Source organism: Ensifer sp. MJa1 (genome assembly GCF_037026475.1).
Classification (GTDB): Bacteria; Pseudomonadota; Alphaproteobacteria; order Rhizobiales; family Rhizobiaceae; genus Ensifer.
This window is the reverse complement of sequence record NZ_JAKUMO010000028.1, coordinates 35,929-61,350: the sequence shown is the minus strand read 5'-3', so window position 1 is coordinate 61,350 and position 25,422 is coordinate 35,929. Positions and strand designations below refer to the sequence as shown.

Sequence of the window (25,422 nt, the reverse complement as noted above, 5' to 3'; positions counted from 1 at the left end):
CGGCGGGCCGTGGTTCATGGCCCGCCGAGTTCTGTCAGTCGGCAACCGCGACCAGCGCGTCCGGATCGTAAGCCAGCCGCACCGTATCTCCGACGGGAATGTCGTCAGCACCGAAATTGTTGGTTTCCGAAACCGATAGTGGCTGCTCGAGACCCGGGATGTCGACGATCAGATGAGTGATCTCGCCGAAGTAGTGGCGATCGACAACCTTGCCGGCGACCTCGAAGTCGGAGCGGGCATCGTCCCAGAGAACCCGCAGCCGTTCCGGACGGATGCCGATCGTCGCCGCTCCGTTGCGGGCGACAAAACCGAGCGGCTTGTCCACGGTGACCCCGCCGAAGCGCGGTGTTTCGACGGAGATGCGTGTCGCGGTCTCATTGGTGACGCGGGCCTTCATGAAGTTCATGCCGCCGAGGAAGTCGGCGACCTGGCGCGTGTTCGGGCGCTGGTAGATCTCCTTCGGCGTCGCTACCTGCGCGATCCGGCCGCCGAACATGACCGCGATACGGTCGGAAAGCGCCAGCGCTTCATATTGATCGTGGGTGACGAGGATGAAAGTGATGCCGACAGCGCGCTGCAGCGTGCGCAACTCGACCTGCATTTCTTCGCGCAGCTTCTTGTCGAGGGCAGACAACGGCTCGTCAAGAAGTAGCACCTTCGGGCGCATCACCAGGGCGCGCGCCAGAGCCACGCGCTGGCGCTGGCCGCCGGAAAGTTCGTGCGCCCGGCGCTTGCCGAGATGGCCGAGACGCACCTGTTCGAGGGCCGCGGCGACGCGCCGGCGTTCCTCGGTCGCGTCGAGCTTCAGCCGCTTCAGGCCGTAGGCCACATTTTCCTCGACATTCAGATGCGGGAAAATCGCGTAGTTCTGGAAGACCATGTTGGTCGGGCGGCGGTTCGGCGGCACGTCGATCACCGATTGCCCATCGATGCGGATGTCGCCCTCGGTCGGCGTGTCGAAACCGGCGATCGAGCGCAGAAGCGTGGTCTTGCCGCAGCCGGATGGCCCGAGCAGCGAGAAGAACTCTCCGGCGGCGATGTCAAGCGAGACGTTGTCGAGCGCCTTGTAGATCCCGTAGAACTTGTTGACGCCTTCAATGGCGATCATCGGTGTTTCAGGCATGCTGCGCTCCCTGTGCCCTGAGCCTGTGTTCGGCGCGGCGGCGGATGATTTCAGAAAGAGTAAGAAGCAGGATCGAGATCAGGAGCATCAGGCTGCCGAGCGCCAGCACGCCCGGAAGTTTGGCTGCAAAGCGCAACTGACCCCAGATATAGACCGGCAAGGTCGGCTCGGTGCCGGAGAGGAAGAAGGCGAGGATAAATTCGTCGAGCGAGACCGTGAACGACACCAGCAGGCTGGAGATGATCGCTGGTGCGACGACGGGCAGCGTCACACGGCGGAAGGTGCCGATTGCGGTTTCGCCGAGGTCGAGCGAGGCCTCTTCCAGAGACCGGTCGAAGCCGTCGAAGCCGGAGATCAGCACCGACATCGCATAGGGCAGACAGAAGATCACCTGACCGAGAATGACGGTGACGAGCGACAGCTCGATGCCGAGCTGCAAGAGCACCATCAGCAGCGAGACCGCGACGATGATCTCGGGCAGGAACAAGGGCGCCATGATGAGACCGGTCGCCGGCTTCTTGCCGCGGAAGCGGTAACGGGTCAGCGCGCGGGCCGCACAGATACCAAGGATGGTGCTGAACAGCGCAACGCAGATGCCGACGATCAGGCTGTTGCGGGCCGCTTCCAGCATGGCCGAATTGCCCCAGAGCGAGGCGTACCATTTGGTGGTGAAGCCCGCGAGCGGGAAGGTGGTAGTGGACGCGTTGTTGAACGAAAAGATCGGCAGAAGCAGGATCGGGAAATAGAGGAACAGCAGGTAGAGGCCGACATAGGCCGGCAGCCAGCGCGATTTCGGAATGCCGTGACGACCACTCATTTCGTCAACCTCACCAGCAGTTTGAGCATGAGAACGACCAGTCCTGCCATCGCCGAGACGACGATCATGGTTGTCACCGAAAGCGCTGCGCCGAGCGGCCAGTTGGCCCCCTTGCCGAACTGCGCCTGGATGGCGGTCGCGATCATCACGCCGTCCTTGCCGCCGACGAGCTTCGGCGTGACATAGTCGCCGACGGTCGGGATCATCACGATCAGGAAGGCGGAGATGACGCCGGGCAACGACAAGGGCAGGGTGACGCGCAGGAAGCTCATCAGCTTGTTGTCGCCGAGGTCGTGTGCCGCCTCGATCAGCGAGCGGTCGACTTTCTACAGCGAAACGTAGATCGGCAGGATCGCAAAGGCTGCCCAGCTATGGACGAGGGTGATGACAACGGCATTGGAATTGTAGAGCAACGTCGTCAGCGGCTTGTCGATCAACCCGACCGACAGAAGCCCGGTGTTCATGACGCCGCCATAGCCGAGGATGACCTTCCAGGACATCACACGCAGAAGATAGCTCGTCCAGCAGGGCACGGTGATCAGGAACAGCCAGAGGTTCTTGTGCACCCCGCCATGGAAGGAGATGAACCAGGCGATGGGGTAGGAAACGGTGATCGTGACAAGGCTCACGATCAGCGAAATGACCAGCGATCGGACGAGCAGGTCCTGGTAGATCGGCTCGCCAAGGGCCGTGCGGTAGTTTTCGAGGGTGAAGGTTCGATCGATCGTCAGGTAGTCCTGGGTCCAGAAACTGTAGGCGATGACGATCAGGACGGGCAGCAGGAGCAGAGCAAGCGCGTAAAGCAGTGTCGGTGAGATAAGAGCGAGGCCGCTGGCTTCTTCGCTGGCAATCCAGCGTGCTCGGCTTTTCGGTGGGTCTCTCAGCCGATCCTCCACCCCGGTGCCCGACAGAACCGCCATCAGCATGCCCTCGCGCAATGCGTCGAGCGTGGACACTGGAAATGCAGTGATCGCGTCATTCCATCCATCCCATGGCGGTATCCGCCTTCTCGTGTTCCCTGATTTAGCAAAACGCAAAACGGGATTGAACGCAAGCGGAATTTCTGCAATATTGATTGAACAGCCATTCAATAAAATCAGATATTATCGATTTATATCAGATGATTGAGTGGCTTTTATCGTCGGATTTTATGGGAGATTCCGTGATGGCCGCGAAGCGCGATCTGGCAAATGTGCACAACGAAGTGGTGGACGAAACCGCGGAAATCGCAGCACGACATCTCGTCCAGCCATGGCCGGTTGCCGGTAGCATCGGCGCCGAATCGCGCGGTGCGATCGAAAGTGGTGACGGCATCTACGTGACCGACGGCGAGGGGCGCCGGCTGATCGACGGCCCCGCCGGCATGTGGTGCGTCAATGTCGGCCATCGCCGGGCAGAACTGGCCCAGGTGCTGCACGACCAGGCGCTGGCGCTTTCCTATAATTCGCCCTGGTACACGACGAGCACGCCGTCCGTGCAGCTCGCCGAACGGTTGGCGGCGCATGCGCCCGGCGATCTTAGCCATGTGTTCTATACGACCGGGGGATCCTCGGCGGTCGAGACGGCGCTGCGCTTCATGCAGTTCATGAACAATGTGCGCGGTCGACCTGAAAAGAAGCTTATCGTCTCGCGCCAGGGTGGCTATCATGGCTCGACCTATCTGTCGGCCTCGCTCAATGGCCGGCCACGCGATCACGACTGGATGGACAGCGCTTCCGATCAGGTCATCAAGCTCACCTGTCCCAATCCTTTCCGCCGCCCGGCGGACCAGACAGAGGCAGAGTTCTGCGATTTCCTCGTCGCCGAGTTTCGCTCCGTCATCGAGGCACGCGGTGCGGAAAAGATCGGCGCCTTCATTGCCGAACCGGTCATGGCGTCGGGTGGCGTCATCGTGCCGCCTGCTGGTTACCTTCAGCGCATGCGGGCGCTTTGTGCCGAATACGATATCCTCTTCATCGCCGACGAGGTGGTGACCGCCTTCGGTCGGCTCGGCGAAGTCTTCGCCTCGAAGACCGTGTTCTCGATCGAGCCGGACATGATCACCTTCGCCAAGGGGGTGACGTCCGGCTACTTCCCGCTCGGTGGCGTGATGATCTCGTCGCAGCTCCTCGAAACGCTGCGCCAGTCGAACCATTCAGACGCGATGTTTGCCCATGGTCTCACCTATTCCAGCCACCCGATCGGCTGCGCCGTGGCGCTCAAGAATCTCGACATCCTGGAAGACGGGCTGCTCGATCATGCCCGCTCGATCACCAGTCATTTCCAGCAGGCGCTGAAGCGGCTCGAAGAACTGCCGCTCGTCGGCGAGGTGCGCGGCGTGGGGCTGATGGCCTGCGTCGAATGCGTCGCCGACCGGGTCAGCAACAATCCGCTGACGCTTGATCTCGAAGTCGGTAAACGCATCGACCGGCACTGCCAGGAGCTCGGTCTGCTGGTGCGGCCGCTGATCAACATGTGCGTGATGTCGCCGCCGCTGACGATCACCACCGCCCAGATCGACGACATGGCCGATATCCTCGATGTCAGCATTCGCCGGACCATGGACGAGCTTGTGCGCGAGGGGCTCTGGAAGGGTTAGGCGCGGCATTCTAGAGCGCCGTGCGTTCATAGGAAGGCACGAAGGACGCTCTAGCACTTTGATTCTAGAGCATCTTTCTGCCCTGACCTGATCCCACTTGAAGGCAGGATGCTCTCGTGCGGGATGCGGGCGGAAACCGCGCTCCATATCCCGCCCCCCGAAAAATGCCTCGGCCCTGCCAGCATTCCCCGGCAGGGCCGATTTCAAGGGCCGGATGATCTCCGGCCCTTCTTTTTGGGTCTGTCTAGCGCGCCGCCATCGTCGCGTTGGCGTCTGCCATCTCTTCCTCGCGCGGCGCTTGTTCGAGCGTCATCACCGGCAGCACGGCGCGCAGATGGTCGTGGTGGGTGCGCACGCCATATTCGAGGTCCGACAGGTAGAAGCCGCCGAAAGCCTTCGAGGTCATCGATTCGTTTGACCAGATCGTCAGCTGCACGTCCTCGGCCTGGGTGTCGCGGTCGATGCGGAAGGCGAGGTAGCGGGCGAGCTTCTGCTCACGCGTCTCGTTCGGATAGCGGTAGATGGCGCCACGCAAAAGTGTCTTGCCGGTCGAAAGCGGAAACTCCTGGTAGAACTGCACGCTCTCCGGCGTCACCGCGATGACGGCATTCGGGAACAGGCCGAAATAGATCCAGGCCTTGCGCAGCCGTTCGGGCAGACGGGTCGCTTCCGGCGCCACCTTGACGTACTGCTTGACGCTCCAGCGACGGCCCGCATGCGGATTGTAGGTCGCAAAGGATCGGCACAGGCCGTTGACAAAGGGCTCGTCATAATAGCTCGAGCCGTAGAGGTCCTGCAGCGCCGGATGCGCCATGGCGACATGGTAGCCTTCATTGTCGACGTCGCGCACCGACTTCCAGTTGACCGGGCTCTCATGGGTCCAGATGCCCTCCGTCGGTACCATGGTCTCGGTCGCGTAGTGCCCGAGTTCCTCGGCGAAAGGCCGCATGAGCTCGGCGACGGACGGCTGCGGGCCCGGACGAAAGCGGATGAAGACGAAACCCATCCAGACCTCGAGCTCGAGCGGGATCAGCCCGAAGGCCTGCTTGTCGAGCGGCGGGAAGGAGCGCGGGCGCGCAGCACCCCGAAGCGTTCCGTCGAGATTATAGACCCAGCCGTGGAACGGACAGACGAGCGCATTGCGGCAGGTGCCCTTGTCGTCGGCGACGACCCGCGAGCCGCGGTGCCGGCAGATGTTGTGGAAGCCGCGGATCGTGCCGTCCTGGCCGCGCAGGATCAACGCCCGCTCGCCAACGACATCCATCGTGACGTAGTTGCCCGGTTCCGGCACGTCGGACACATGACAGGCTATCTGCCAGTGTTGCCGGAAGACATGCTCCTTCTCCAGTTCGAGCAAGGCATTGCTGTGGTAGCACCATCCGGGCAGCCCACGGCGATCCCAGTCGTTCGGAACGGCAATGTCGCGGACCAATTCGTTCATCACGGTCTCCATTTTTGCTGAACGTTCATTCAATATAGCCGGATTTTGCGATGAAGGGAAGCCCGGCGGCCGATGAGGGGCGGACGCCGTGGTCGAGGGCGCGTGCCGGCACAACGGCAGATCCCGCTGACACTAGCCGCCGGTTCCGGCGTTGTTGATGCCGGACGCTGCCGCTTGTTGACGCGATGAAGCGTGACTATGGAAGGACCCTGGTCGCCCGCAGTCGCCGCGGCGGCAGGAGCCGCCGATGACGTCAAACGTTCACCCTGTAGCCCTCGATAGGGCCTATCGCCTGCTGAACCATGGCCCGACAGTGCTGGTGTCAGCCCGCCATGACGGGGTGGAAGACGTGATGGCGGCGGCCTGGGCTTGCGCCCTCGACTATGACCCGCCGAAGCTGACGGTCGTGCTGGACAACGCCACCCGCACGCGCGGCCTGGTGGAGGGGGCAGGGGTGTTTGTCATCCAGGTTCCAACCGTGGCCCAGGCGGCGCTGGCACATGCGGTCGGCACGACGAGCCTCAACGACAGTCCCGCCAAGCTGCGCAACGCCGGCGTCGAGCTCATCGACATGCCGGGGCACGACCTGCCCTTCGTTGCCGGCTGCTCCGCCTGGCTCGCCTGCCGCATGATCCCGGAGCCGTCCATCCAGAGCCGCTACGACCTGTTCGTCGGCGAGGTCATCGCGGCATGGGCCGATGCGCGCGTGTTTCGCGACGGGCGCTGGATGTTCGAAACGGCCGATCCGGCGCTGCGCAGCCTGCACTATGTGGCCGGCGGACACTTCTATGTCATCGGCGATGCGATCGACGTTCCGCCCTTGCCGGATCCGGCTTGAGTGCAGCTCGGCGCGCTTTAGCCTGACATTCGTGCCGGGCTGGCGAAGCGTTTCCGATAGTCGGCCGGCGTCACGCCGACATGCCGCACGAAGGCCCGGCGCAGCGTGTCGGCATCGGCAAAGCCGCAATGGGCTGCGACCTGCTTGGGCGCTACGTTGCCCTGCTCGAGCAAATGCCGGGCGGCCGCGACGCGCGCGTCCTCGACCCAGCTTGCCGGCGTGATCCCGACCTCGGCGCGAAACAGCCGGGCGAAATGCCGCGGGCTCAGCTCCATGCGTGTCGCCAGGTTTGCGACGCTGTGATCGGCGGCCGGATTGGCCGCCACCCAGCGCAGCAGTTCCTGAAGCGCGGATCGGCCGACCGGCACGGCCTCGCCCTTGCGGCTGAATTGCATCTGCCCGCCCGGCCGCTTGAAGTACATCACCAGCTGGCTTGCCACGCGCATGGCGATCCCGCGCCCCAGGTCCTCCTCGACCAGTGCCAATGCCAGGTCGAGGCCTGCCGTCACGCCGGCTGCCGTGCGGACCGGCCCGTCGCTGACATGGATCGCATCCTCATCGACCTTCACGTCGGGAAAGCGCGTCGCGAGCGTTTCGGCGACCGCCCAGTGCGTGGTCACATGTCGCCCGGAAATGAGCCCGGCGGCCGCAAGGAAAAACGCCCCGCTGCACACGGAGCCGTAGCGCCGGACCGTCGGAGCCCGACGCCCTAGCCAGTCGAGGACGACACCATCGGCCGGTACCTCGGCCGCGTTCGGGCAGCCGGCGACAAGCAGCGTATCGATCGGTTCGTCGAACCCCTGCTCGATGATCCGGTCCGGCATCAGCTGCACGCCGGAGGAACTGCGCAGCGGCCCCGGCGCTTTCGTTGCGACAAGCAGGCGATAGATCTCGCGGCCAGCCTGGGCATTTGCCTCCGCAAAGACATCGAGTGGACCGGAGACATCGAGAAGCTGCACGCCCGGGACCGCGACCAGAACGATCGTTTTTGATTTTTCCTGCATCCGTGTCTGCCTCGATCCGGTTTTGTCCTTATCTGACGTGTTCCGTCAATTGCAGACATATTGGCCGATATCTACGCTGCAGGCGAGGACAAAATTCAGGAGAAACAAATGTCACTGATCCCAAAAGACGCGGCCATCCCCGACAGCAAGCTGGCAACTGCCATCACGCAGTACATCCGCGACACGGAAACCGAATTGCTCTTCAACCATTCGAGCCGCGTCTATCACTTCGGTGCGCTCGCCGGCGTCCACCGCGGGCTGAAGTTCGATCGCGAGCTTCTCTATGCCGGCGCAATGTTCCACGACATCGGCCTGATGCCGAGCCACAGCAGCAAGCACGAACGCTTCGAGGTTGACGGCGCCCATGCCGCCCGCGATTTCCTGCGCAGCCACGGCATTTCGGACGAGGATGCCTACACGGTCTGGACGGCCATCGCCCTTCACACCACCCCGGGCGTGCCGCAGCACATGCATCCGGTCGTGGCCCTCGTGACCGCCGGCGTCGAAATGGACGTGCTTGGACTGACCTACAAGCAATACACCGACGCCGAACGTGATGCGGTGGTCACCGCCTTCCCGCGCACGCCTGGCTTCAAGGAAGACATCATCCAGGCCTTCTATGATGGCATCAAGCACAAGCCTGACACCACCTTCGGCAACGTCAAGGCGGACGTCATTGCCGACAAGCAACCGCATTTTCATCGCGGCAATTTCTGTAACGTCATCCGCTGCTCGCATTGGCACGGCTAGACCGGAACTGCGTGCGTGTGCCGCCAATCCGCTGGCGGCACACGCACACTGGCGAGTTCCGGCCAAGATGTTCCTTCTGGCCAAAACGCCCCCACCCGCGCTCCGGCAAGATTTGCTGTACCCCGTGATGTCCAGTCTGCCTGGGCAGCGGATACCTATTCCAGGAGGCAATCGATCAGGGCACGTGTCGCGGCCGAGAGGTGGCGGTGCGGCGGGTAGATCAGCGAGAAGGGCCGCGTCCGCGGCCCGAGTTCCGGCAGGATTTCGACCAGGCTGCCGCGCGCCAGGCGGTCGCGTGCAACGAACTCGTAGGTCTGGCAGATGCCAAGACCTGCTTCAGCCAGAGACACGGTGCCCAGGACGTCATCCTCGACGTTCACTGGCCCTTGCGGCACCCAGTCGACATCGCTGCCGTCGATCCGAAACAACCAGGGGGCCGGGCGTCCTGTCCGCGGCATGACGAAGGGCAGGCAGGTGTGTGCCCTCAGATCATCGATTGACATCGGCATTCCACACCGGGCGAGGTAGCCCGGGGAGGCCACCAGCTTTAACGGCGCATCCTCGAGTTTGCGCCCGATCATCCCGCTATCAGGGAGTTGGCCGAGGCGTATGGCGAGGTCGTAGCCTTCGGCCACAAGATCGACATTGCGGTTGGCCACCGACAATTCAACGACGACGGCGGGATGGCTGAGTGCAAAGCGCGTCAGCTTCTCCGGCAGGCGGAAATGGCCATAGGTGGTCGAAACGCTGAGGCGCACCCGGCCGGCCACAACACCCTGGCCCTGAACGGCGCGCTCCGCCTGGTCAATGGTCTCGAATGCGGCCCGAACCTGCTCCAGATAGGCGCGGCCGGCCTCCGTCAGACTGATGCGGCGCGTCGTACGTCGCACCAACTGGGTACCGAGTTTCGTCTCGAGCCTGGTGATTGCGCGGCTCAGCACCGAGGGGGTGGTCGCCAGGGCCACCGCACCTGAAGTCATCGAGCCCTTGTCCATGACGGTGATGAAAGCCTCGACATCGGCGAGGTGATCGAAACGGCGCATTTTTGCCTTTCAAGACCAAATCATTTCCACATCAGTAAATTTATCACCGTCGAAGGAGGCAATAAATAGGCTTCATCCTTCAACGGCCGCGGTCTCGGCCCGCTCAAAACAGGACAAAACGATGACGGACAAAACTTCGATGCACGCAAAGCCCGTGCTTTTCGTTCTGACCAGCCACGGTTCCAAGGGAGACGGCGGCCAGCCGACCGGCTTCTACCTCGGTGAGGTCACGCATCCGTTGGTGGTGCTCGAGGCGGCAGGCGTCGCCGTCGAGTTCGCGTCGATCAAGGGCGGAGAGCCGCCGGTCGATGGTCTCGACCTCGAGGACGCGACCAATGCCCGCTACTGGGGCAGCGAGGCATTTCGCACGGCGATCCGCACCACCGCCAAACTCGATGAGATCGATCCCTCCCGCTATTCCGCCGTCTTCTTTGCCGGCGGTCACGGCGCCATGTGGGACATGCCGCAAAGTGCCGCGGTCGACCGCGTCGCCCGTTCGGTCTTCGAGGCAGGCGGTGCGGTTGCGGCCGTGTGCCATGGTCCGGCGGCACTCGTGAACGTGAAGCTGTCCGACGAAAGCTATCTGGTGGCCGGCCGCAATGTCAGCGCCTTCACCGATTCCGAGGAGCGCGCCGTCGGTCTCGACAAGACGGTGCCCTTCCTTCTCGCCAGCACCCTCGTTGCCCGAGGCGCCACCCATCATCCGGCTCCCGACTGGACGGCGCAGGTCGTGGTGGATGGCAAGCTGATCACCGGACAAAACCCGCAGTCGGCCACCGGTGTCGGCGAAGCGCTGCGCGACGTTCTTGCGGTTTGAAGCACGATAGAAATGGCCCAACTGCGGCTTTGCCTCGGAGACAATCCATGAAGAAGACATTTATGAAACTGGCGGCTGCGACGGCGATCGTTCTTGCTGCCACACACGCCTATGCCGGCAATATTCTGGTCGTGCTTTCGGACGAAAACAGGCTGGAGCTGAAGGATGGAAAGGTCTTCGAGACCGGCTTCTATCTCAATGAGCTGATGCAGCCGGTTACAGCGTTTCTCGACGCCGGCCATCGGGTGACTTTCGCAACGCCGAAGGGGATGGCGCCGACCGTCGATCGCACGTCCATCGACAAGGTGTATTTTGGCGGCGACGAAACGGCGATGCAGGACAGCGAGGCCTTGCTCGCAAAACTCAAGATCACCTCGCCTGACGAGACACCGGTCGTCAGCCTGTCGCGGGTGGCGCAGATCGGTTACGATCAGTTCGACGCGGTCTATGTTCCGGGCGGCCACGCGCCGATGCAGGACCTGCTGGTCGATGAGGAGATGGGTAGGCTGCTTCAGCACTTTCATGTGAACGGCAAGACCACGGCGCTGATGTGCCACGGACCGATCGCCCTTTTGTCGACGCTTGCCGGCGCGACGGAGTTCACGGGCGCTTTGGCTGCGGGCCACAAGGTGACCGAGGTGGGCTGGATCTATGCCGGCTATCGCATGACCGTCTTCAGCAACGGCGAGGAGGACATCGCCAAGCCGCTGCTGAAGGGCGGTGAGATGAAGTTTTATCCGCAGGATGCGCTGGCGACAGCGGGAGGCACGCTTGAAAATGGTAAGACGCCTTTCGCGCCGAATATGGTCGTCGATCGCGAGCTGATTACCGGTCAGAACCCGGCGAGTGCGACCAAGGTCGCGTCGGAGATCCTCAAGCGGGTGCCATAGTCTCGGCGGCCTTCGAGGCGGCGACGACGTTGATTGCAGATTAAGTCTATGCAATGCATAGTTTTTTTTCGGTCGTATTCCGGAGTTTGCCATGTCGCTCGCCAGCCTTGCCATGTATGTCAGCCCGCCGCCGGTGAAGGAGGCGACCGGGCTGTTCTGGGCGGCGCTGGCGAACCGCATCCGCGCTTCGGGACTTGATGCGCCCGCGACGCTCAATGACGACATCCGCTATGACGAAGCGTGGCTTCGTCCTGATCTGCTGTTCGGGCAGACCTGCGGATATCCCTATGTCCAGCGCCTGCGCGAGCACGTGCAACTGGTGGCAACGCCGGTCTACGGCTTGCCTGGCTGCGACGGGCCGTTCAAATGCAGCTTCGTCATCGTCAACGCGCAGTCTCCGGCACGCTCGATCGAGGATTTGCGGGGCGCGCGTGCGGCGATCAACGACCCTGGCAGCAATTCCGGCTACAACCTGTTTCGCGCCTTCGTCGCGCCTCATGCCGTCGACGGCCGGTTCTTTTCGTCGGTTACGGAAACCGGCGGCCATGTGGCGAGCATCGATGCCGTGTCGAGCGGCACCGCCGATGTCGCGGCGATCGACTGCATCACCTTCGGCAATACGCTGCGCTTCGACCCGGACCGTGTCGCAGGCGTGCGTATTCTGGCCGAGACGGCGAAAGGGCCCGGCCTGCCGTTCATCACGGCTGCGACGACGCCGGCCAAGGACCTGGTGATCCTCAGACGGGCACTGGCGGAAACCATTGCCGACCCGGCGCTTGCCGAGGTCTGCGACACGCTCTCGCTGCGCGGCATCAGCCTGCTCGGCGACAGCGACTATGAGGCGCTGGCAGCACTTGATCGCGCCGCAGCCGGCCAGGGCTACCCGGCGATCGCCTGAGGTCCATCGGCGGTCCGGCCCACCGTCGTACCGTTCGCTTCAGTGACCTGACGGATTCCTTCCGCACGGGCGATCTAAGGATAGCGCAAGCCGCCATCCTTCCTGACGCGCCTTTACGATTGGTCACAGGCGCGTAGAATTTAATCTATAAATTTCATAGAATAAATATCTTCGCGGCGCCGCGCTTTCTGCAACCTCTTTCCCCTTTTCCCCGTCCGATCGCAAAGCCATGCGCAGCCGACAACGTCGACGATTTCTATATTGCCGCTTGAAATCTATCGCTTTTTCCAGCCGGAGACCCGATGTCGACCGACACGCTTCCCCCACAATCGACACTGACAGCCGTTCGAAAGGTCGAATGGCAAACCGTTGCCCTGGCAGGCACCATCTATGGCGGGTTTCTCGGCCTCACCTGGTTCTGGCAGTCGCTTCCCCTTGTGGTGGTGATCGGTCTCGGCGGCTGGTTGATTGCCTGGCACGGGTCGCTTCAGCACGAGGTCATCCATGGGCACCCCACCCGCAACCAGCGCATCAACGATGCAATTGGCTGGCTGCCGCTGTCTCTCTGGCTGCCCTATGCGATCTATCGCGAGGGGCATCTCGTCCACCACCAGGACGAACATCTGACGGACCCGATCGAGGATCCGGAATCCTCCTATTTCACCCGGGCAGCCTGGGAGGGAATGGGCAGCGTCGGAAGGCGGCTCGCCGAATGGAACACGACCCTGCTCGGAAGACTGACGCTCGGTCCGCTGGTGATGATCTTCAGCTTCCTGGCGCAGGAGTTCATCATTGTGCGGCGCGGCGATCGGGTGCGCATGAGGATATGGCTGGTCCACAGCATCGGTGTCTCGGCCGTTCTTGCCTGGGTCGTCCTCGTCTGCGCCATGCCACTCTGGCTCTTCCTCGTCGGCTTCGTCTATGTGGGTGCGGCGCTGACGCGGCTGCGGTCCTATGCGGAGCATCGCTTCGCCGGTCATCATTACGAGCGGACGGCGATCGTCGAGGCCACGCCGCTCTTCGGTCTGTTGTTTCTCTACAACAACCTGCATGTCCTGCATCACCAGCGGCCGGGCGTTCCCTGGTATCAGATCCCCGCCCTCTACCGCCGGCACAGGACGGCGCTTCTGGCGATCAATGGTGGCCTCGTTTATCGTGGCTACCGCGACGTCGCCCGCCGCTTCCTCCTGAAGCCGCACGACGACCCGCGCCATCCGCTTCATTCCTAGATCGAACCGCGCCGGACAAAACACCGCGGCGAAATGGCCTAGGCGGTCCGCCCGTGGCGCGCGCGGTGATGGGCGACGAAGGCGCGCACCGCCGGCGATCCTTCGACCTTCCTGTAGGCGATTGTGAGGTCCGAGGTGACGCGGTTGCGCGTCAGTGAAACATAGCGCACGCCCGGCAGCTGCAGGCATTGCAGGGATTGCGGGACAAGCGCGATGCCGAGTCCCACGGCAACCATGCTCATGATCGTGGTGAAGTCCCGTCCCGTCGCGCTGACCTTCGGGGCGATCCCGGCGCCCTTGCAGGCGTCGAGCGTGTTGGAATGAAAGCCGACATCGGCGGGCTGCCTGGGTGTGATGAACGTCTGGTCGGAAAGAGCCGCCAGCTCGATGGCATGCTGGGAGGCGAGGGCATGGGCCTCCGGCAGGGCCACGACCAGCGGCTCGCGCAGCACGGTTGTGGTGGCAAGACCGGCAGGGATCGGCGCCGGCGGGCGGATATAGCCGAAGTCCAGTTCGCCTTCCGAGATCATGGCAAGCTGCTGCCGCATCTCGATCTCGACGAGCTGGAGCTCGACATCGGGAAATTCGTCGCGAAAGGCGGCAAGCGATTCCGTCAGCACACCGGAATAGGCAGCCGAGGCGACGTAGCCGATGGAAATCTTCCCGGTCTGGCCGCGGCCGACCCGCCGTAGCTCCGACAAGGCGAGGTCCGCCTGGGCGACGATCTTGCGCGCCTCGTCAAACAGGAGCTGCCCTGAAAGCGTGAGCTGCACCGACCGCTTGGCCCGATTGAGAAGCGGGATGCCGACAAGGCTCTCAAGGTTGAGGATCTGCTGGCTGAGGCCCGGCTGGGCGATCCCGAGCCGGGCTGCCGCCCGCTCGAAGTTCTTTTCCTCGACGAGGGCGATGAAATAGCGCAGGTGCCTGAGTTCGAAGGTCGCGGCGCGTGGCGGTTTTGCTGCCGGCATGGGTACTCGCATCCCGATAAGTGAAAACGATGTAGGGCGAGATTATCAGAAGTCACAGTTCTGAAAATTCACGCACCGACTTATTGGAACGCCAGGGGATTTGTCTATATAAAGATGACAAAATTACTCCAGATTGAATGTGCTGAACCGGCGCATAGGGCTTTGTTGTCACATGTCACGTTTTCATTGGCTGCTGCTAACCTCCGTCGCATTCGTGGCCCAGGCCGCGTCCGGCGCGATGGCGCAGCAAGCAGCCGAGACCAAGCTCGAGGCGATCGTCGCCAAGGGCGATCAGGAAGCCGGAGGTCCGGTCGAGGGCTATGTCGCAAAGACGAGCCGCACAGCCTCGAAGACCGGCACGCCGCTGCTTGAGACGCAGCAGTCGGTGTCGGTCATCACCCGCGACCAGATCGAGGCACAGGGTGCCCAGACGGTGGGGGAGGCACTCAACTACACGCCCGGCGTGCTGGCACAGCCCTTTGGCGCCGATCCGCGCTTCGACGCGCCGATCATTCGCGGTTTTGACGGGCGCCAGGCCCAATTCCTCAACGGGCTGAGGATGATGCGCACCGCCGGCGCACCGGCGGTCGAAATCTATGGGCTTGAAAACATCGATGTGCTGCGCGGCCCGGCTTCGGTCATGTACGGCCAGGGCAACCCCGGCGGCATCATAAACATGATCAGCAAGCGGCCGATCTTCGAGAACTTCGGCGAAGTCGGCATGCAGGCCGGCACCTACGAGACCTTCGGCGGCTTCTTCGATTTCGGTGGCACGCTCGGTGAAGACGCTGATGTCGCCTACCGGCTGACGGGGCTTGGCAAGAACGCCGGCGCGCAGACCGACGAACTGGACAACGACCGCTACTTCATAGCCCCGGCTGTGACCTGGCAGCCCGACGAGGACACCAAGCTGACGATCCTGGCAAGTGTCCAGCACGACAATCCGAGCACGCCCTCCGGCCTGCCGCCGCAATACACGCTGAATGCCACCGACTTCCGTCTGCCGCGTGATTTCTACGTCGGCGACGAGACCTTCGACCGCTCCAGCCGGACGCTTTCCAATCTTGGCTATGAACTTGAGCATCGGCTGAACGAGACCTGGCTCTTCCGCCAGAATTTCCGCTACTCGGATTTCGACTGGGACTACCAATCGCTCGGCATGTCCTCGCTCGGCCTTGCGGCCGATGGCCGGACGCTGCGTCGCAACGCGACGTTCCAGGACGAGGCGCTGAATACCGTCAACATCGACAACAACCTGCTGGGCGAGTTCTCGACAGGCGACGTGGATCATAAGCTGCTTGCTGGCCTCGACTATCGCTACTTCGACAACAATGTGCGCACGCGCTTCTTCCAGGCAACGCCGCTCGACCTACGTTCGCCGCGCCATGGCGGACCGATCAGGCTGATCTCGCGAACCCTCGACACGACGGTCGACAGCGATCTTTCCCAGCTCGGGATCTACGTCCAGGACGAACTGGCGCTCGGCGGCTGGCGGGCGACGCTGGGCGTCCGACAGGACTGGACCCGCAGTTCCGGAACGTCGCTCAACGGCCTGACGAGGGTTTCCCGCTCGCTCGACCAGGACGATCATGAGCTGACCGGTCGCGCCGGCCTCAGCTACGTCTTCGACAACGGCATTGCGCCCTATGTCAGCTATTCGACGTCGTTCGAACCGGTGATCGGTGCGGGTCCCGACGGAACGCCCTTCGAGCCGACATCCGGCGAGCAGGTCGAGCTCGGGGTGAAATACGAGCCGGCCGGCTGGAACGGCTTCTTCAGCGCGGCCGTCTACGACCTCAAGCAGCAAAACGTGCTGCGCACGATCGCCGGCATCTCCTCGCAGGTCGGCGAGGTCAATGTCCGGGGCCTTGAGCTCGAAGGCGTTGCAAGCATCACGCAGGGCCTCGACCTGCGCGCGGCCTATACCTATACGGATGCCCGCATCAGCGCAGGCGCTGACGATGGCAATCGCGTCGAAAACGTACCGGAGCACATGGCGAGCCTCTGGGCGAACTACACGTTCCAGGAGGATACGGCCCTTGAAGGGGTCGGCGTTGGCGCGGGTGTTCGTTATGTCGGACAGCGCTACGGCAACAGCGCCAACACCTTCAATCTGGATTCCATCGTGCTCGCGGATTTCGCACTGTCCTACAAGAAGGATGGTTATAAGGCATCGCTGAACGTTCAAAGTCTGTTCGACAAGGATTATGTCGCAAGCTGCAGTTCCTTTGGCTGCTACTACGGCGATGGCCGAACGATCATGGGGAAGCTGACCTATAGCTGGTAGTGAGTTGAACGCGCGCAGATCTGGCCCTTCCATCAGCCGCCGGGAGCTTCTTCTCGGGGCAGCACTCCTGCTCGCCCCAAATGCCCGGGCGGATGTGCCCTTGCGCATCGCTTCCATCGACTGGGCGATGCTGGAGACCCTGTGCGCGCTCGGTGTTGTTCCGATCGCCGCGACGGAACTCATCCAGTTTCGAAGCGACGCCGTGGAGCCCGCTTTGCCGGCAGATGTCGTCGATCTCGGCCTGCGCGGCTCGCCAAATTTCGAGCTGCTCCATCTGCTGCGGCCGGACCTGATCCTGATCTCGCCGTTTTATGTCCGGCACGAGGCAGCACTCAGCCGGATCGCGCCCATCCTGTCCCTGCCGTTTTACGTGCGGGGCGAACCGCCGTTCGAGAAGGCGCTTGCGGCGGTCAAGACGCTCGGGGAGCGGCTCGGGCGCGGGGAGAAGGCGCAGGCTGTGCTTGAGGAGATTGCGACCGAAATCGCCGGCTACCGGCAGGCTTTGGCCCCCTTTGCCGACAGGCCCACCTATCTCGTCAATATCGGCGATGCCCGGCATGTGCGTGTTTTCGGCTTCGACAGCATGTTCGGGGATATGCTTGCCCGGCTGGGGCTGCCCAATGCCTGGACGGATGGCTCGCGCTTCACCTTCGCCGCCCCTGTTCCGATCGAGAAGCTGGCGGGCAATCCCGACGCCCGCATCGTCGTCGTCTCCGATGTGCCCGTCGAGGCACGCAGCAGCCTGAAGGCCAGCATCATCTGGAACACGCTTGAACCGGTGCGCAAGGGGCGCGTCATCTACCTCGCCAACGTCAATCCCTATGGCGGTGTCACGGCTGGCCTCAGGTTTGCGCGCCTGCTCACCGAGGCGATTGTTGCAGGGGATGAGCGCGGATGACGGCGCGGGCGTGGTTTTTGCCATCGGTCGGCCTGCTGGCCGGTCTGATCCTGTTTGTGCTCGAAGCATCGAGCCAGGTTCCGGTTTCGCAATGGGGAAATCTGTTGCTGCCCCCGGCAGAGCTCGGCCTCGACAAGATCATCCTGGTCTACAGCCTCATGCCGAGGGCGGCCGTCGCGCTTGTTGCCGGGGCGGCCCTCGGTCTTTCCGGCGCCCTTCTCCAGCAATTGCTGCGCAATCCACTTGCCGATCCTTCCACCCTCGGCATTTCGGCTGGCGCGCAGCTTACGATCGTCGCCGCCACACTTTACGTCCCTGAACTGGTCGATGGCCACCGGACAGCGATCGCACTCGGTGGTGCCGCGGCTGCGGCCGCCATCGTCTTTGCGCTCGGCTGGCGGCGCGCGTTCGAGCCGGTAACCATGGTGGTCTCGGGCCTGCTGGTCGGGGTAACGGCCGCAGCACTTTCGGCGGCAATGACGCTTTCGCGCGGCGAGTACCTGATGTCGCTGGTAACCTGGAACGGCGGCGCGCTCAGCCAGCAGGATTGGTCCGTGTTCCAGGGATTGGCCCTGCAGGTTGCGGTTATCGGGCTGCTCGCCGGCCTGTTGATCCGGCCACTGCTGGTTCTCGCTCTCGGCGATACAAGCGCGCGCAGCCTGGGCGTCAATCTCGGTGGCTTCCGCTTTGCCATTGCAGCGCTGGCCACGGCGCTAGCCGGCTTCGTTGCCGCGGCGGTCGGGCTCGTGAGTTTTGTCGGTCTTGCCGCTCCGGCCTTCGTGCGCGCCTGCGGCGCCCGCAAGCCCACGGCGGTCGTCGCCCTGTCGCCGCTCGCCGGTGCACTCTTTCTCTGGCTCTGCGACGGCATCGTGCAATTCGTTGCCCGCACCTCGAGCGAAAACTTCCCGACGGGCGCTGTGACTGCGCTGTTTGGCGGTCCTGTGCTCCTTTGGCTCCTGCCGAAGGTGAAGAACATGGAGGTGCCGCATGAGACGCGCAACAGCGTTCATCGCAGAAGCCTTGCTCCGATGATCGCGGCGTTCTTGCTTTTGCTGCCGTTGATCGTCGCGCTCTCGCTGTTCGTTGGGCCGTCCGGCCACGGCTTCAAGGTGCTGACCTGGGTCGAGACCCTGGATCTCCTGCCGCTGCGCTGGCCGCGCCTGCTTGCGGCAGCAGCGGCCGGTGGCCTGCTGGCGGTCACCGGTGCCATCCTGCAGCGCATGACCGGCAATGCCATGGCCAGCCCCGAGGTGGTCGGCGTCAGCGGCGGCGCCGGTCTCGGTTTTGCGGCGGCACTCACCTTTGCCCCGGGCGGCGGAACGACAGCGGTCTTTGCCAGCGCCGGCGTCGGGGCACTGCTGGCCATGATGGCCGTGCTGGTCTTTGCCAGCCGCCGGCACCTTTCACCGGACAAGATGCTGCTTGCCGGCATCGCCGTCGGCTCCTTCAGCTCGGCGGTGCTTTCGGCGCTGCTGGCCATCGGCGACCAGCGCTCCTGGCAGATCCTTGCCTGGCTCGGCGGCACTGCGTCGACGGCGACGCCGGCGACCGCGCTGTTTCTCGCCATTCTCTGCCTGCTGGTGATGGCTCTCGCCCTGCTTTTGGGCCGTTGGCTGACCATCCTTCCCTTCGGGCCATCGATCGCCCAATCTCTCGGCCTGTCGGTGCGGCTGAGCCGGGTGTTGCTGCTCATCCTCTCCGGCACCGCCACGGGTGCTGCGTCGCTTCTGGTCGGGCCCCTGAGCTTCGTCGGGCTCGTCGCGCCGCACATCGTGCTTCGCGCCGGCCTGGTCACGGTCCGGCAGCATCTCGTCGGTTCGTTTCTGCTCGGCGCGGCGCTGATGGCCTTCGCCGATTTCGGCGCCCGCAACGCCAGTTTTCCCTACGAGTTGCCGCTCGGCCTCTTCGCTGCCCTTGTCGGCGCGCCCTATCTGATCTGGCTTCTGGGGCGGCAGCGATGATGCCAGCGGCCTTGCCGACCCTGCCGGCTCCCTTTGAGGGGGTGGCGCTGAGCGAAGCGGCATCGGGCCGCGATGCTGATCTCGATGGCAATCTCGTCAGCCTGGAGAGCATCCTTTGGCCCGAGCCGATGGCGCAAGCGTTGGAAGGCTTGCTGCGCCGTTGGGGACCGGGAGATCGCCGTGCGGCGGCGTCTCTCTGGACGCAAGGATATTTCGGCCGTCTGCTGCGACCGGTCGTGGCCTATGGTCTCGTTCACGATATCTGGTTTTCACTGGCGCCCGCGGATGTGCGTGTGGCGCTGTCCGTAACGGCGACACCGGTCCGGTTCGTGCTGAAGCGGGTAGCACCTGCGTCTGTGAGCACGCATTTGCACCGCATCGTCGAGGACAATGTGCGGCCGTTGATCTCAAGGCTGGCGCGCATGACGGGCACGTCCGAGCGGGTGCACTGGAGCAATGCTTCCTTCTCGTTTTGCCGCGCCCATGCCCATGTCCGCGCTCTCTGGCCGGACGGCGGGATACCGGCCGACGTCGCCGCGCGGCTGCGTGAGCTGGAGGCCCTGACGGCCGCGGCGCATCCGCTTTGCCGCCCGACGCTGACCGTGTCCGACGGAGCGGGCGCTGCGTGTCTCAGGCGCAAGGTCTGCTGTATCCGTTACAAGCTCGACGGCCTGAAGAAATGTGGCACGGCCTGCCCGATCGATGCGCCGCTTTCGAGCTTGCCATGATATTGACCGATGGAACGAACAGCGGGCGACGATGCCCCGCCCGGAACGAAGAGATGCAAAGCCACCCGACCGAAGCTCCACCCGTTGCCCGCGATCAGGCGGTGCTGTCGCTCACCGATGTCAGCTATGCCATCGAGGGGCGAAATCTGCTGCACCCGTTGACGCTGGATGTTCCGGCCGGCCATTCCATCGCCCTTATCGGTCACAACGGTTCCGGTAAGTCGACGCTGCTCAAGCTGATCGGCCGCCAGCTGGCACCGACCACCGGCCGGATCGATTTTGAGGGAAAGCCGCTCGCCGGCTGGGGAGCGCGCGCCTTTGCAAGGCGGCTCGGCTATCTGCCGCAACATACGCCGCCGGCGCCGGGCATGCTGGCGCGCGAACTGGTTGCGCTTGGGCGCTACCCCTGGCACGGCGTGCTCGGCCGCTTCGGTGCGGCCGACGAAGCCAAGGTTGAAGAGGCGATCACGGTCACCGGCATCGAAGCCTTCGTCGATCGAGAGGTCGACAGTCTCTCGGGTGGCGAGCGCCAGCGCGTGTGGCTTGCCATGCTCGTCGCGCAGGATGCCACCTGCCTGTTGCTCGACGAGCCGATCTCCGCGCTCGACATCGGCCATCAGCTCGAGGTGCTGGCACTGACGCGTGACCTCTGCCGGGACAAGGGCATCACCATTATCTCGGTGCTGCACGAGATCAACATGGCGGCCCGCTTCTGCGACCGCATCGTCGCCCTGCATTCCGGCCGTCTCATCGCTCAGGGTACGCCCGACGATGTCATGACACCCGAAGAACTGGCGCGGATCTATGACGTGCAGATGGACGTGCTGGAACAACCCGCCAGCGGACGGCGGGTGGCGCTGGCGCGATAGGCCGTGGTGTGGCACCCCGACCTGGCTGTTGCGATCCTCTGGGATGACCACGACTAACCGTTCAAGGCCGTCGTTTCTTCGCCTTTCCGTGCGGACGTCACAGGCTTTGTAACCAGCCAGAAAATCAGGCCGACAAGGCTGACGGCGGCACCCATCAGGCAGACCCCGTTCCATCCGGCGTGTGCGTAGGCGATGGTCGAAAAGGAAGATCCGGTCGCGCTGCCGAGCGAATAAAACAGCATATAGGCGGCGGTCAGGCGGTTCTGCGCTTCCGGGCGAACGCGATAGATCATCGCCTGGTTCGCCACGTGCACGGCCTGAAGTCCGAAATCGAGAATGAGAACGCCGGCAATGAGCCACAGGATCGAGTGGCTCAGCAAGGAAATGGGCAGCCAGGCGAAAAGCATGAGCGACAGTGCAATGCCCGTGGTTCTCTCGCCAAAGCCGAGATCGGTCCACCGGCCGGCCCGCGCTGCAGCCAGTGCCCCGGCAACACCGGCCAGACCGAAAAGTCCGACTCCAGTATGCGACATCGAAAAGGGCGGCGCGCTGAGCGGCAGTACAAGGGGTGTCAGCAGTGTCGTCACGTTCGCGAAGATCAGCATGGCGATGATGCCGCGGGTGCGCAGGACCGGCTCTTGCCCGATCAGCTTGAACGTCGAGCCGACGAGGCGGAGATAGGAGAGGCCGGCCGTTTCTCTCTGTTGATACGGCAACATCCGGTAGAGCAACCCGGTGATCATCAGTGTGAGGGCGCCCGATAGCAGATAGACCGAGCGCCACCCCGCCAGATCCGTCAGGAACCCTGCAATAGCACGCGCAGAGAGGATGCCGATGACGATGCCGCTGGTAACGAAGCCGACGATGCGGCCACGATCCGACGGTGCGGACAGGCTGGCCGCATAGGCGACCAGCGCTTGCGTCAGCACGGCAAGCATGCCGACGGCGCCAATCGACACCATCAGCATTTCGGCGCTGCTGGCGGATGCCGTAAGGCCAAGCGCCACCACAGAAAACAAGGACTGGACGATGATGATCTTGCGGCGGTCGAAAAGGTCGCCGAGGGTCACGAGCAGGATCAGGCCAAGCGCGTAGCCAACCTGCGTCGCGCCGACGATTAGACCGGCATTGGTCTCGGACAGATGTAGATCGGCGGCCATGACGTCCAGCAACGGGTGGGCGAAATAGGCGTTGGCAACCGCGAGTCCCGCGGCAAAAGCAAACAGGCTCATCATTGTCCGCGTCAACGGCGTGGTCGGCTTTTCCACGGCGTGCGGGCGCGCGACAGCGTTTGCGGCACCGGCCGGTGCCACAGCAGGTCTACCATCCATTGGACTTCTCCCATTGTTCGGTTTAATAATGAAACCAAACAATCGATACTATTTTGGTTTCATAATGCAACCAAAATCTGATGGCGAGCGAGGATGGGAGAAACGCGATGGTGGCGCGCAAGAGCCTCAAGGCGGACTATTGCCCGAGTGCGCGATCCCTGGATGCCATCGGGGACTGGTGGTCGCTGCTGATCGTCAGGGATGCCTTCGATGGTCTCAGGCGTTTCAGTGATTTCCAGAAGAGCCTCGGCATTGCCAAGAACATCCTGACGGACCGCCTGCGCACGCTCGTCGACCGCGGCATTCTCGAAACGATCCCCGTCGGCGAAGCAAAGGCGCGGGTCGAGTATCAGCTGACGCCGATGGGCCGGGATCTGTTTCCCGTGATGGTCGCGTTGCGCCAGTTCGGCGAGCGGCATCTCTTTCAGCCGGGTGAGGAACACTCCCTGCTGGTCGAAAAGGAAACGGGGCTGCCGGTGAAGCTCGATATCCGCACTGAAGACGGTCGGCCGATCGATGCGGCCGGGACGGTGCTGATCAAGGTCCCCGAAGGCTGATGCCGATAAGGCTTGGCAACCGCGTCGCGAATCGCTCTAACTTTAGACGAATATTCAGTTTTCTGTCGTAGAGTACCGAGGTCTTTCCGCAGCCGGGGAAATGGGTCATGAGCGTCGTGACGCTGGATCAGGTCGACAAGCAAATCGCGTGCGGCTTCCGCTATTTGCGCTTCTCGCCGGAAATCGAGGCACTGTTTCGCCGGGACTACGCGGCCGAGAGAGTTCGGCTCGCCGTGATCTGGGGCGTGATCGGCGTCTTCATCTACGATCTCGTCTATTTCGGCGATCGCACCATGCTGCCGGATGTGTTCGGTGCGCTGCTCGTCGTTCGCTTCCTGGTGTTCACGCCCTTCGTCATCGGCTGTATCCTTGCCGTGCGCCGCTGGAAAAACGCGCTTCTCTACGATGTCCTCGCCGTCGCCATCGCGGTGCTCGGCGTCACCTTGCCGATGGCTGTCGCCACGAACAGCACCAGCGCCTACCTCTTCGTCTACCAGAACGGCAATTCCGCCGCTTTCCTGTTCTTCGTCATCGCCCTCAGGCCGCGCTTTTTCGCCGTGCTGACGGGGCTCGTGCTGATGTGCGGCTCGCATTTCACCACCACCTATCTGACCGGCGCCTTCGATGACGTCACCTATTCCGGCATCATCACCTTCTATCTGACGCTGTCGATTTTCCTGGCGGTGAGCGCTTATTTCCTGGAGCAGAAGGATCGGCAGAACTTTCTCAACCAGCTCAGGGGCAGCTTGCTTTGCCGGCAGCTCGAACACAATGCCGAGCGGGATGAACTGACGGGACTGCTGAACCGCCGGTCCCTGGCAAGGATCGGGGACGTGCTGTGGAGTGACGCGTCCGGTGCCACACCGATTTCCGCGATCCTGCTCGATATCGATCACTTCAAGCGCTTCAATGATTTTCACGGCCATATCGAAGGCGACGCCTGCATCCGCGCCGTTTCCGATTGTATCGGCACCGCGGTGGATGACGCTTCGTCGGTCTTTCGCTTCGGCGGTGAAGAGATGCTCGTGCTGGTGGCCGGGCGGGAGCCCCTGCAGGCGCTGGCGATGGCCGAACGCATCAGAACCGCCATCGAGGCGCTCGGCATCGCCCATCGCGGGCTTGGCGATGCGTGTGTGACTGCGAGCCTTGGCGTTGCCTCGGCACGCGCCAGCGAGACCACGCTCGAGAAGCTGCTACAGAAGGCAGATGATGCCCTCTACGAAGCAAAGCGCATGGGCCGCAACACTGTCGCGCTGGCGGGCGTGCCGGGGCCGGGCGTCCAGGTCGCCTGAGGCGACGTCGTGGTCGGGACTTGACAAAAGAGCCATGCGTCCGTTATTGGGTAATCGATCACCCAGGGAGGATGGTGAACGGCATGGCAGTCTCGCTTTCTGACATTGCGGAGCGTGCGGGCGTCTCGGTGAAGACGGTTTCCGGCGCGTTGCATGGCGGCTCCGCCCGCATGTCGGACGATACGCGCCAGAAGGTCAAGGCGATCGCCGAGGAACTCGGCTATGTCACCAATCTTGCCGCCCGCGGCGTGCGCCAGGGGTGGCTGCCGCTGGTCGGCGTCGTTTCCGATGGCCTGATCACCTCGCCGTTTGCCACCGAGATCGTGCGTGGGCTCGATGGGGCAGCGCGTAGCGCCGGCATGGCCGTCTTCGCTGTCAACCACAGCAGCGGGCAGTCGATCGGTTCGGTCATCGATGAGGTTCAGCAATTCCGGCCTCGTGCCGTCGCCTATGCGGCCATGTACCACAAGGACGTCGATCTGACGCCTTCGCTCGCCGGTTCCGTCGGCGTGATGATCAATTGCCGCGAGGCCTCCGGCCGTGTCACATCACTGGTCCCGGACGAAGAGTGCGGCGCGCGTGAGATCGTGCGCTACCTGCTTGCGGCCGGACGGCGTCGCATTGCCTTCATCAATCTGCCGGGCATTCTGGCAGGCTCCCTGCGCGAGAAGGGTTTTCGTGCAGCACTTGAGGAGGCCGGCATCGATCCGCTCGGTGTGTTTCCGGCGGTGCGCCGCAGCGTTTACAGCGATCGCGCGCCAAGCCTCGTCGCCTCTCATGTGCAGGCACTGCTTGCAACCGGGCAGCGCCCGGACGCCATCCTGTGCGGCAACGACCGCGTCGCGATGGAGGTCTATGCGGCACTTGCCCGCGCCGGCCTTCGCATCCCCGACGACATAGCGGTGGCCAGTTTCGACAATCAGGTCGAGCTTGCCTCGCGGCTCGATCCGCCCTTGACGACGATGGCCCTGCCGCACCGCGCCATGGGGCGCCTTGCGATGGAGATCCTGCTTGCCGGGCAACCGGAGCCGCCGCATCTGCGGCAATTGCCCTTCCATCTGGTCGAACGGGCATCCGTCTAAATTCAGCGTTACGATCGCATT

Annotated in this window: 22 protein-coding genes and 1 pseudogene; 15 read left to right on the top strand and 8 right to left on the bottom strand. The window is 63.3% G+C overall.

Going from position 1 to position 25,422, the window contains the following annotated elements; genetic code table 11:
- Window positions 1–34: 34 nt before the first annotated feature.
- The 3 genes and pseudogenes from MKZ91_RS27505 to MKZ91_RS27495 all read right to left on the bottom strand — a co-directional run bounded on the left by MKZ91_RS27505 (window position 35) and on the right by MKZ91_RS27495 (window position 2,860).
- Complete coding sequence (locus tag MKZ91_RS27505) at window positions 35–1,108, bottom strand: ABC transporter ATP-binding protein (protein WP_336174223.1); 1,074 nt, start codon at window positions 1,106–1,108, stop codon at window positions 35–37.
- Between the two features lie 7 nt (window positions 1,109–1,115).
- Window positions 1,116–1,940 carry an ABC transporter permease gene (locus MKZ91_RS27500; RefSeq protein ID WP_336174216.1) on the bottom strand — a complete coding sequence of 275 codons (825 nt, stop codon included), beginning with the start codon at window positions 1,938–1,940 and terminating at the stop codon, window positions 1,116–1,118.
- Window positions 1,937–2,860: pseudogene (locus MKZ91_RS27495) on the bottom strand (ABC transporter permease). Before MKZ91_RS27495 ends, MKZ91_RS27500 begins: the two are co-directional and overlap by 4 nt.
- 245 nt (window positions 2,861–3,105) lie before the next feature.
- Here MKZ91_RS27495 and MKZ91_RS27490 point away from each other — a divergent pair.
- Window positions 3,106–4,518: an aminotransferase gene (locus tag MKZ91_RS27490; RefSeq protein ID WP_336174215.1), complete on the top strand. Its 1,413-nt coding sequence runs from the start codon at window positions 3,106–3,108 to the stop codon at window positions 4,516–4,518.
- A gap of 244 nt (window positions 4,519–4,762) precedes the next feature.
- On the opposite strand, the gene MKZ91_RS27485 is transcribed toward MKZ91_RS27490, so the two are convergent.
- A complete protein-coding gene (locus MKZ91_RS27485) occupies window positions 4,763–5,959 on the bottom strand; it encodes an aromatic ring-hydroxylating oxygenase subunit alpha (protein WP_336174214.1) in 1,197 nt (398 codons plus the stop codon).
- A gap of 247 nt (window positions 5,960–6,206) precedes the next feature.
- Here MKZ91_RS27485 and MKZ91_RS27480 point away from each other — a divergent pair, with 247 nt between their 5' ends.
- Entirely contained in the window at window positions 6,207–6,797 is a 591-nt protein-coding gene (locus MKZ91_RS27480) for a flavin reductase family protein (RefSeq protein ID WP_336174213.1), read from the top strand.
- A gap of 17 nt (window positions 6,798–6,814) precedes the next feature.
- On the opposite strand, the gene MKZ91_RS27475 is transcribed toward MKZ91_RS27480, so the two are convergent.
- Window positions 6,815–7,801, bottom strand: a complete 987-nt coding sequence (locus tag MKZ91_RS27475) for a GlxA family transcriptional regulator (protein ID WP_336174212.1) — start codon at window positions 7,799–7,801, stop codon at window positions 6,815–6,817.
- 108 nt (window positions 7,802–7,909) lie between these two features.
- Between MKZ91_RS27475 and MKZ91_RS27470 the strand changes: the two genes are divergently transcribed.
- The gene (locus tag MKZ91_RS27470) at window positions 7,910–8,551 is read left to right on the top strand and encodes an HD domain-containing protein (RefSeq protein ID WP_336174211.1); all 642 of its coding nucleotides are present in this window, start codon (window positions 7,910–7,912) and stop codon (window positions 8,549–8,551) included.
- Between the two features lie 155 nt (window positions 8,552–8,706).
- On the opposite strand, the gene MKZ91_RS27465 is transcribed toward MKZ91_RS27470, so the two are convergent.
- On the bottom strand, window positions 8,707–9,594 hold the full coding sequence (locus MKZ91_RS27465; protein WP_336174210.1) for a LysR family transcriptional regulator: 888 nt from the start codon (window positions 9,592–9,594) through the stop codon (window positions 8,707–8,709).
- A gap of 121 nt (window positions 9,595–9,715) precedes the next feature.
- Between MKZ91_RS27465 and MKZ91_RS27460 the strand changes: the two genes are divergently transcribed.
- The 4 genes from MKZ91_RS27460 to MKZ91_RS27445 all read left to right on the top strand — a co-directional run bounded on the left by MKZ91_RS27460 (window position 9,716) and on the right by MKZ91_RS27445 (window position 13,428).
- On the top strand, window positions 9,716–10,411 hold the full coding sequence (locus MKZ91_RS27460) for a type 1 glutamine amidotransferase domain-containing protein (RefSeq protein WP_336174209.1): 696 nt from the start codon (window positions 9,716–9,718) through the stop codon (window positions 10,409–10,411).
- A gap of 47 nt (window positions 10,412–10,458) precedes the next feature.
- Window positions 10,459–11,301 carry a type 1 glutamine amidotransferase domain-containing protein gene (locus tag MKZ91_RS27455; RefSeq protein ID WP_336174208.1) on the top strand — a complete coding sequence of 281 codons (843 nt, stop codon included), beginning with the start codon at window positions 10,459–10,461 and terminating at the stop codon, window positions 11,299–11,301.
- Between the two features lie 91 nt (window positions 11,302–11,392).
- The gene (locus MKZ91_RS27450) at window positions 11,393–12,199 is read left to right on the top strand and encodes a phosphate/phosphite/phosphonate ABC transporter substrate-binding protein (protein ID WP_336174207.1); all 807 of its coding nucleotides are present in this window, start codon (window positions 11,393–11,395) and stop codon (window positions 12,197–12,199) included.
- A 302-nt stretch (window positions 12,200–12,501) separates the two neighbouring features.
- Window positions 12,502–13,428, top strand: coding sequence for a fatty acid desaturase (locus MKZ91_RS27445; protein ID WP_336174206.1), 927 nt, complete (start codon window positions 12,502–12,504; stop codon window positions 13,426–13,428).
- 38 nt (window positions 13,429–13,466) lie between these two features.
- On the opposite strand, the gene MKZ91_RS27440 is transcribed toward MKZ91_RS27445, so the two are convergent.
- Window positions 13,467–14,396, bottom strand: a complete 930-nt coding sequence (locus tag MKZ91_RS27440; protein ID WP_336174205.1) for a LysR substrate-binding domain-containing protein — start codon at window positions 14,394–14,396, stop codon at window positions 13,467–13,469.
- Between the two features lie 172 nt (window positions 14,397–14,568).
- Between MKZ91_RS27440 and MKZ91_RS27435 the strand changes: the two genes are divergently transcribed.
- From MKZ91_RS27435 to MKZ91_RS27415, 5 genes are read left to right on the top strand one after another with little or no spacing between them, the layout of a single operon-like run.
- The gene (locus MKZ91_RS27435) at window positions 14,569–16,683 is read left to right on the top strand and encodes a TonB-dependent siderophore receptor (protein WP_336174204.1); all 2,115 of its coding nucleotides are present in this window, start codon (window positions 14,569–14,571) and stop codon (window positions 16,681–16,683) included.
- Window positions 16,684–16,687: 4 nt separating this feature from the next.
- On the top strand, window positions 16,688–17,581 hold the full coding sequence (locus MKZ91_RS27430) for an iron-siderophore ABC transporter substrate-binding protein (RefSeq protein WP_336174203.1): 894 nt from the start codon (window positions 16,688–16,690) through the stop codon (window positions 17,579–17,581).
- Window positions 17,578–19,542: a Fe(3+)-hydroxamate ABC transporter permease FhuB gene (fhuB, locus tag MKZ91_RS27425; RefSeq protein ID WP_336174202.1), complete on the top strand. Its 1,965-nt coding sequence runs from the start codon at window positions 17,578–17,580 to the stop codon at window positions 19,540–19,542. Before MKZ91_RS27430 ends, fhuB begins: the two co-directional genes overlap by 4 nt.
- Complete coding sequence (fhuF, locus tag MKZ91_RS27420; protein ID WP_336174201.1) at window positions 19,539–20,270, top strand: siderophore-iron reductase FhuF; 732 nt, start codon at window positions 19,539–19,541, stop codon at window positions 20,268–20,270. Before fhuB ends, fhuF begins: the two co-directional genes overlap by 4 nt.
- 53 nt (window positions 20,271–20,323) lie before the next feature.
- Window positions 20,324–21,139, top strand: coding sequence for an ATP-binding cassette domain-containing protein (locus tag MKZ91_RS27415; protein WP_336174200.1), 816 nt, complete (start codon window positions 20,324–20,326; stop codon window positions 21,137–21,139).
- Window positions 21,140–21,192: 53 nt separating this feature from the next.
- Here the strand turns inward: MKZ91_RS27415 and MKZ91_RS27410 are convergent, their stop codons facing one another.
- Complete coding sequence (locus tag MKZ91_RS27410; protein WP_336174199.1) at window positions 21,193–22,470, bottom strand: MFS transporter; 1,278 nt, start codon at window positions 22,468–22,470, stop codon at window positions 21,193–21,195.
- A gap of 107 nt (window positions 22,471–22,577) precedes the next feature.
- Between MKZ91_RS27410 and MKZ91_RS27405 the strand changes: the two genes are divergently transcribed.
- The 3 genes from MKZ91_RS27405 (at window position 22,578) to MKZ91_RS27395 (ending at window position 25,401) form a co-directional block, all read left to right on the top strand.
- Window positions 22,578–23,027 (top strand): winged helix-turn-helix transcriptional regulator, encoded by a 450-nt coding sequence (locus MKZ91_RS27405; protein WP_336174198.1) that lies wholly within the window; start codon window positions 22,578–22,580, stop codon window positions 23,025–23,027.
- 107 nt (window positions 23,028–23,134) lie between these two features.
- On the top strand, window positions 23,135–24,319 hold the full coding sequence (locus tag MKZ91_RS27400; RefSeq protein ID WP_336174197.1) for a GGDEF domain-containing protein: 1,185 nt from the start codon (window positions 23,135–23,137) through the stop codon (window positions 24,317–24,319).
- Between the two features lie 71 nt (window positions 24,320–24,390).
- Complete coding sequence (locus MKZ91_RS27395; protein WP_336174196.1) at window positions 24,391–25,401, top strand: LacI family DNA-binding transcriptional regulator; 1,011 nt, start codon at window positions 24,391–24,393, stop codon at window positions 25,399–25,401.
- Window positions 25,402–25,422: the final 21 nt, after the last annotated feature.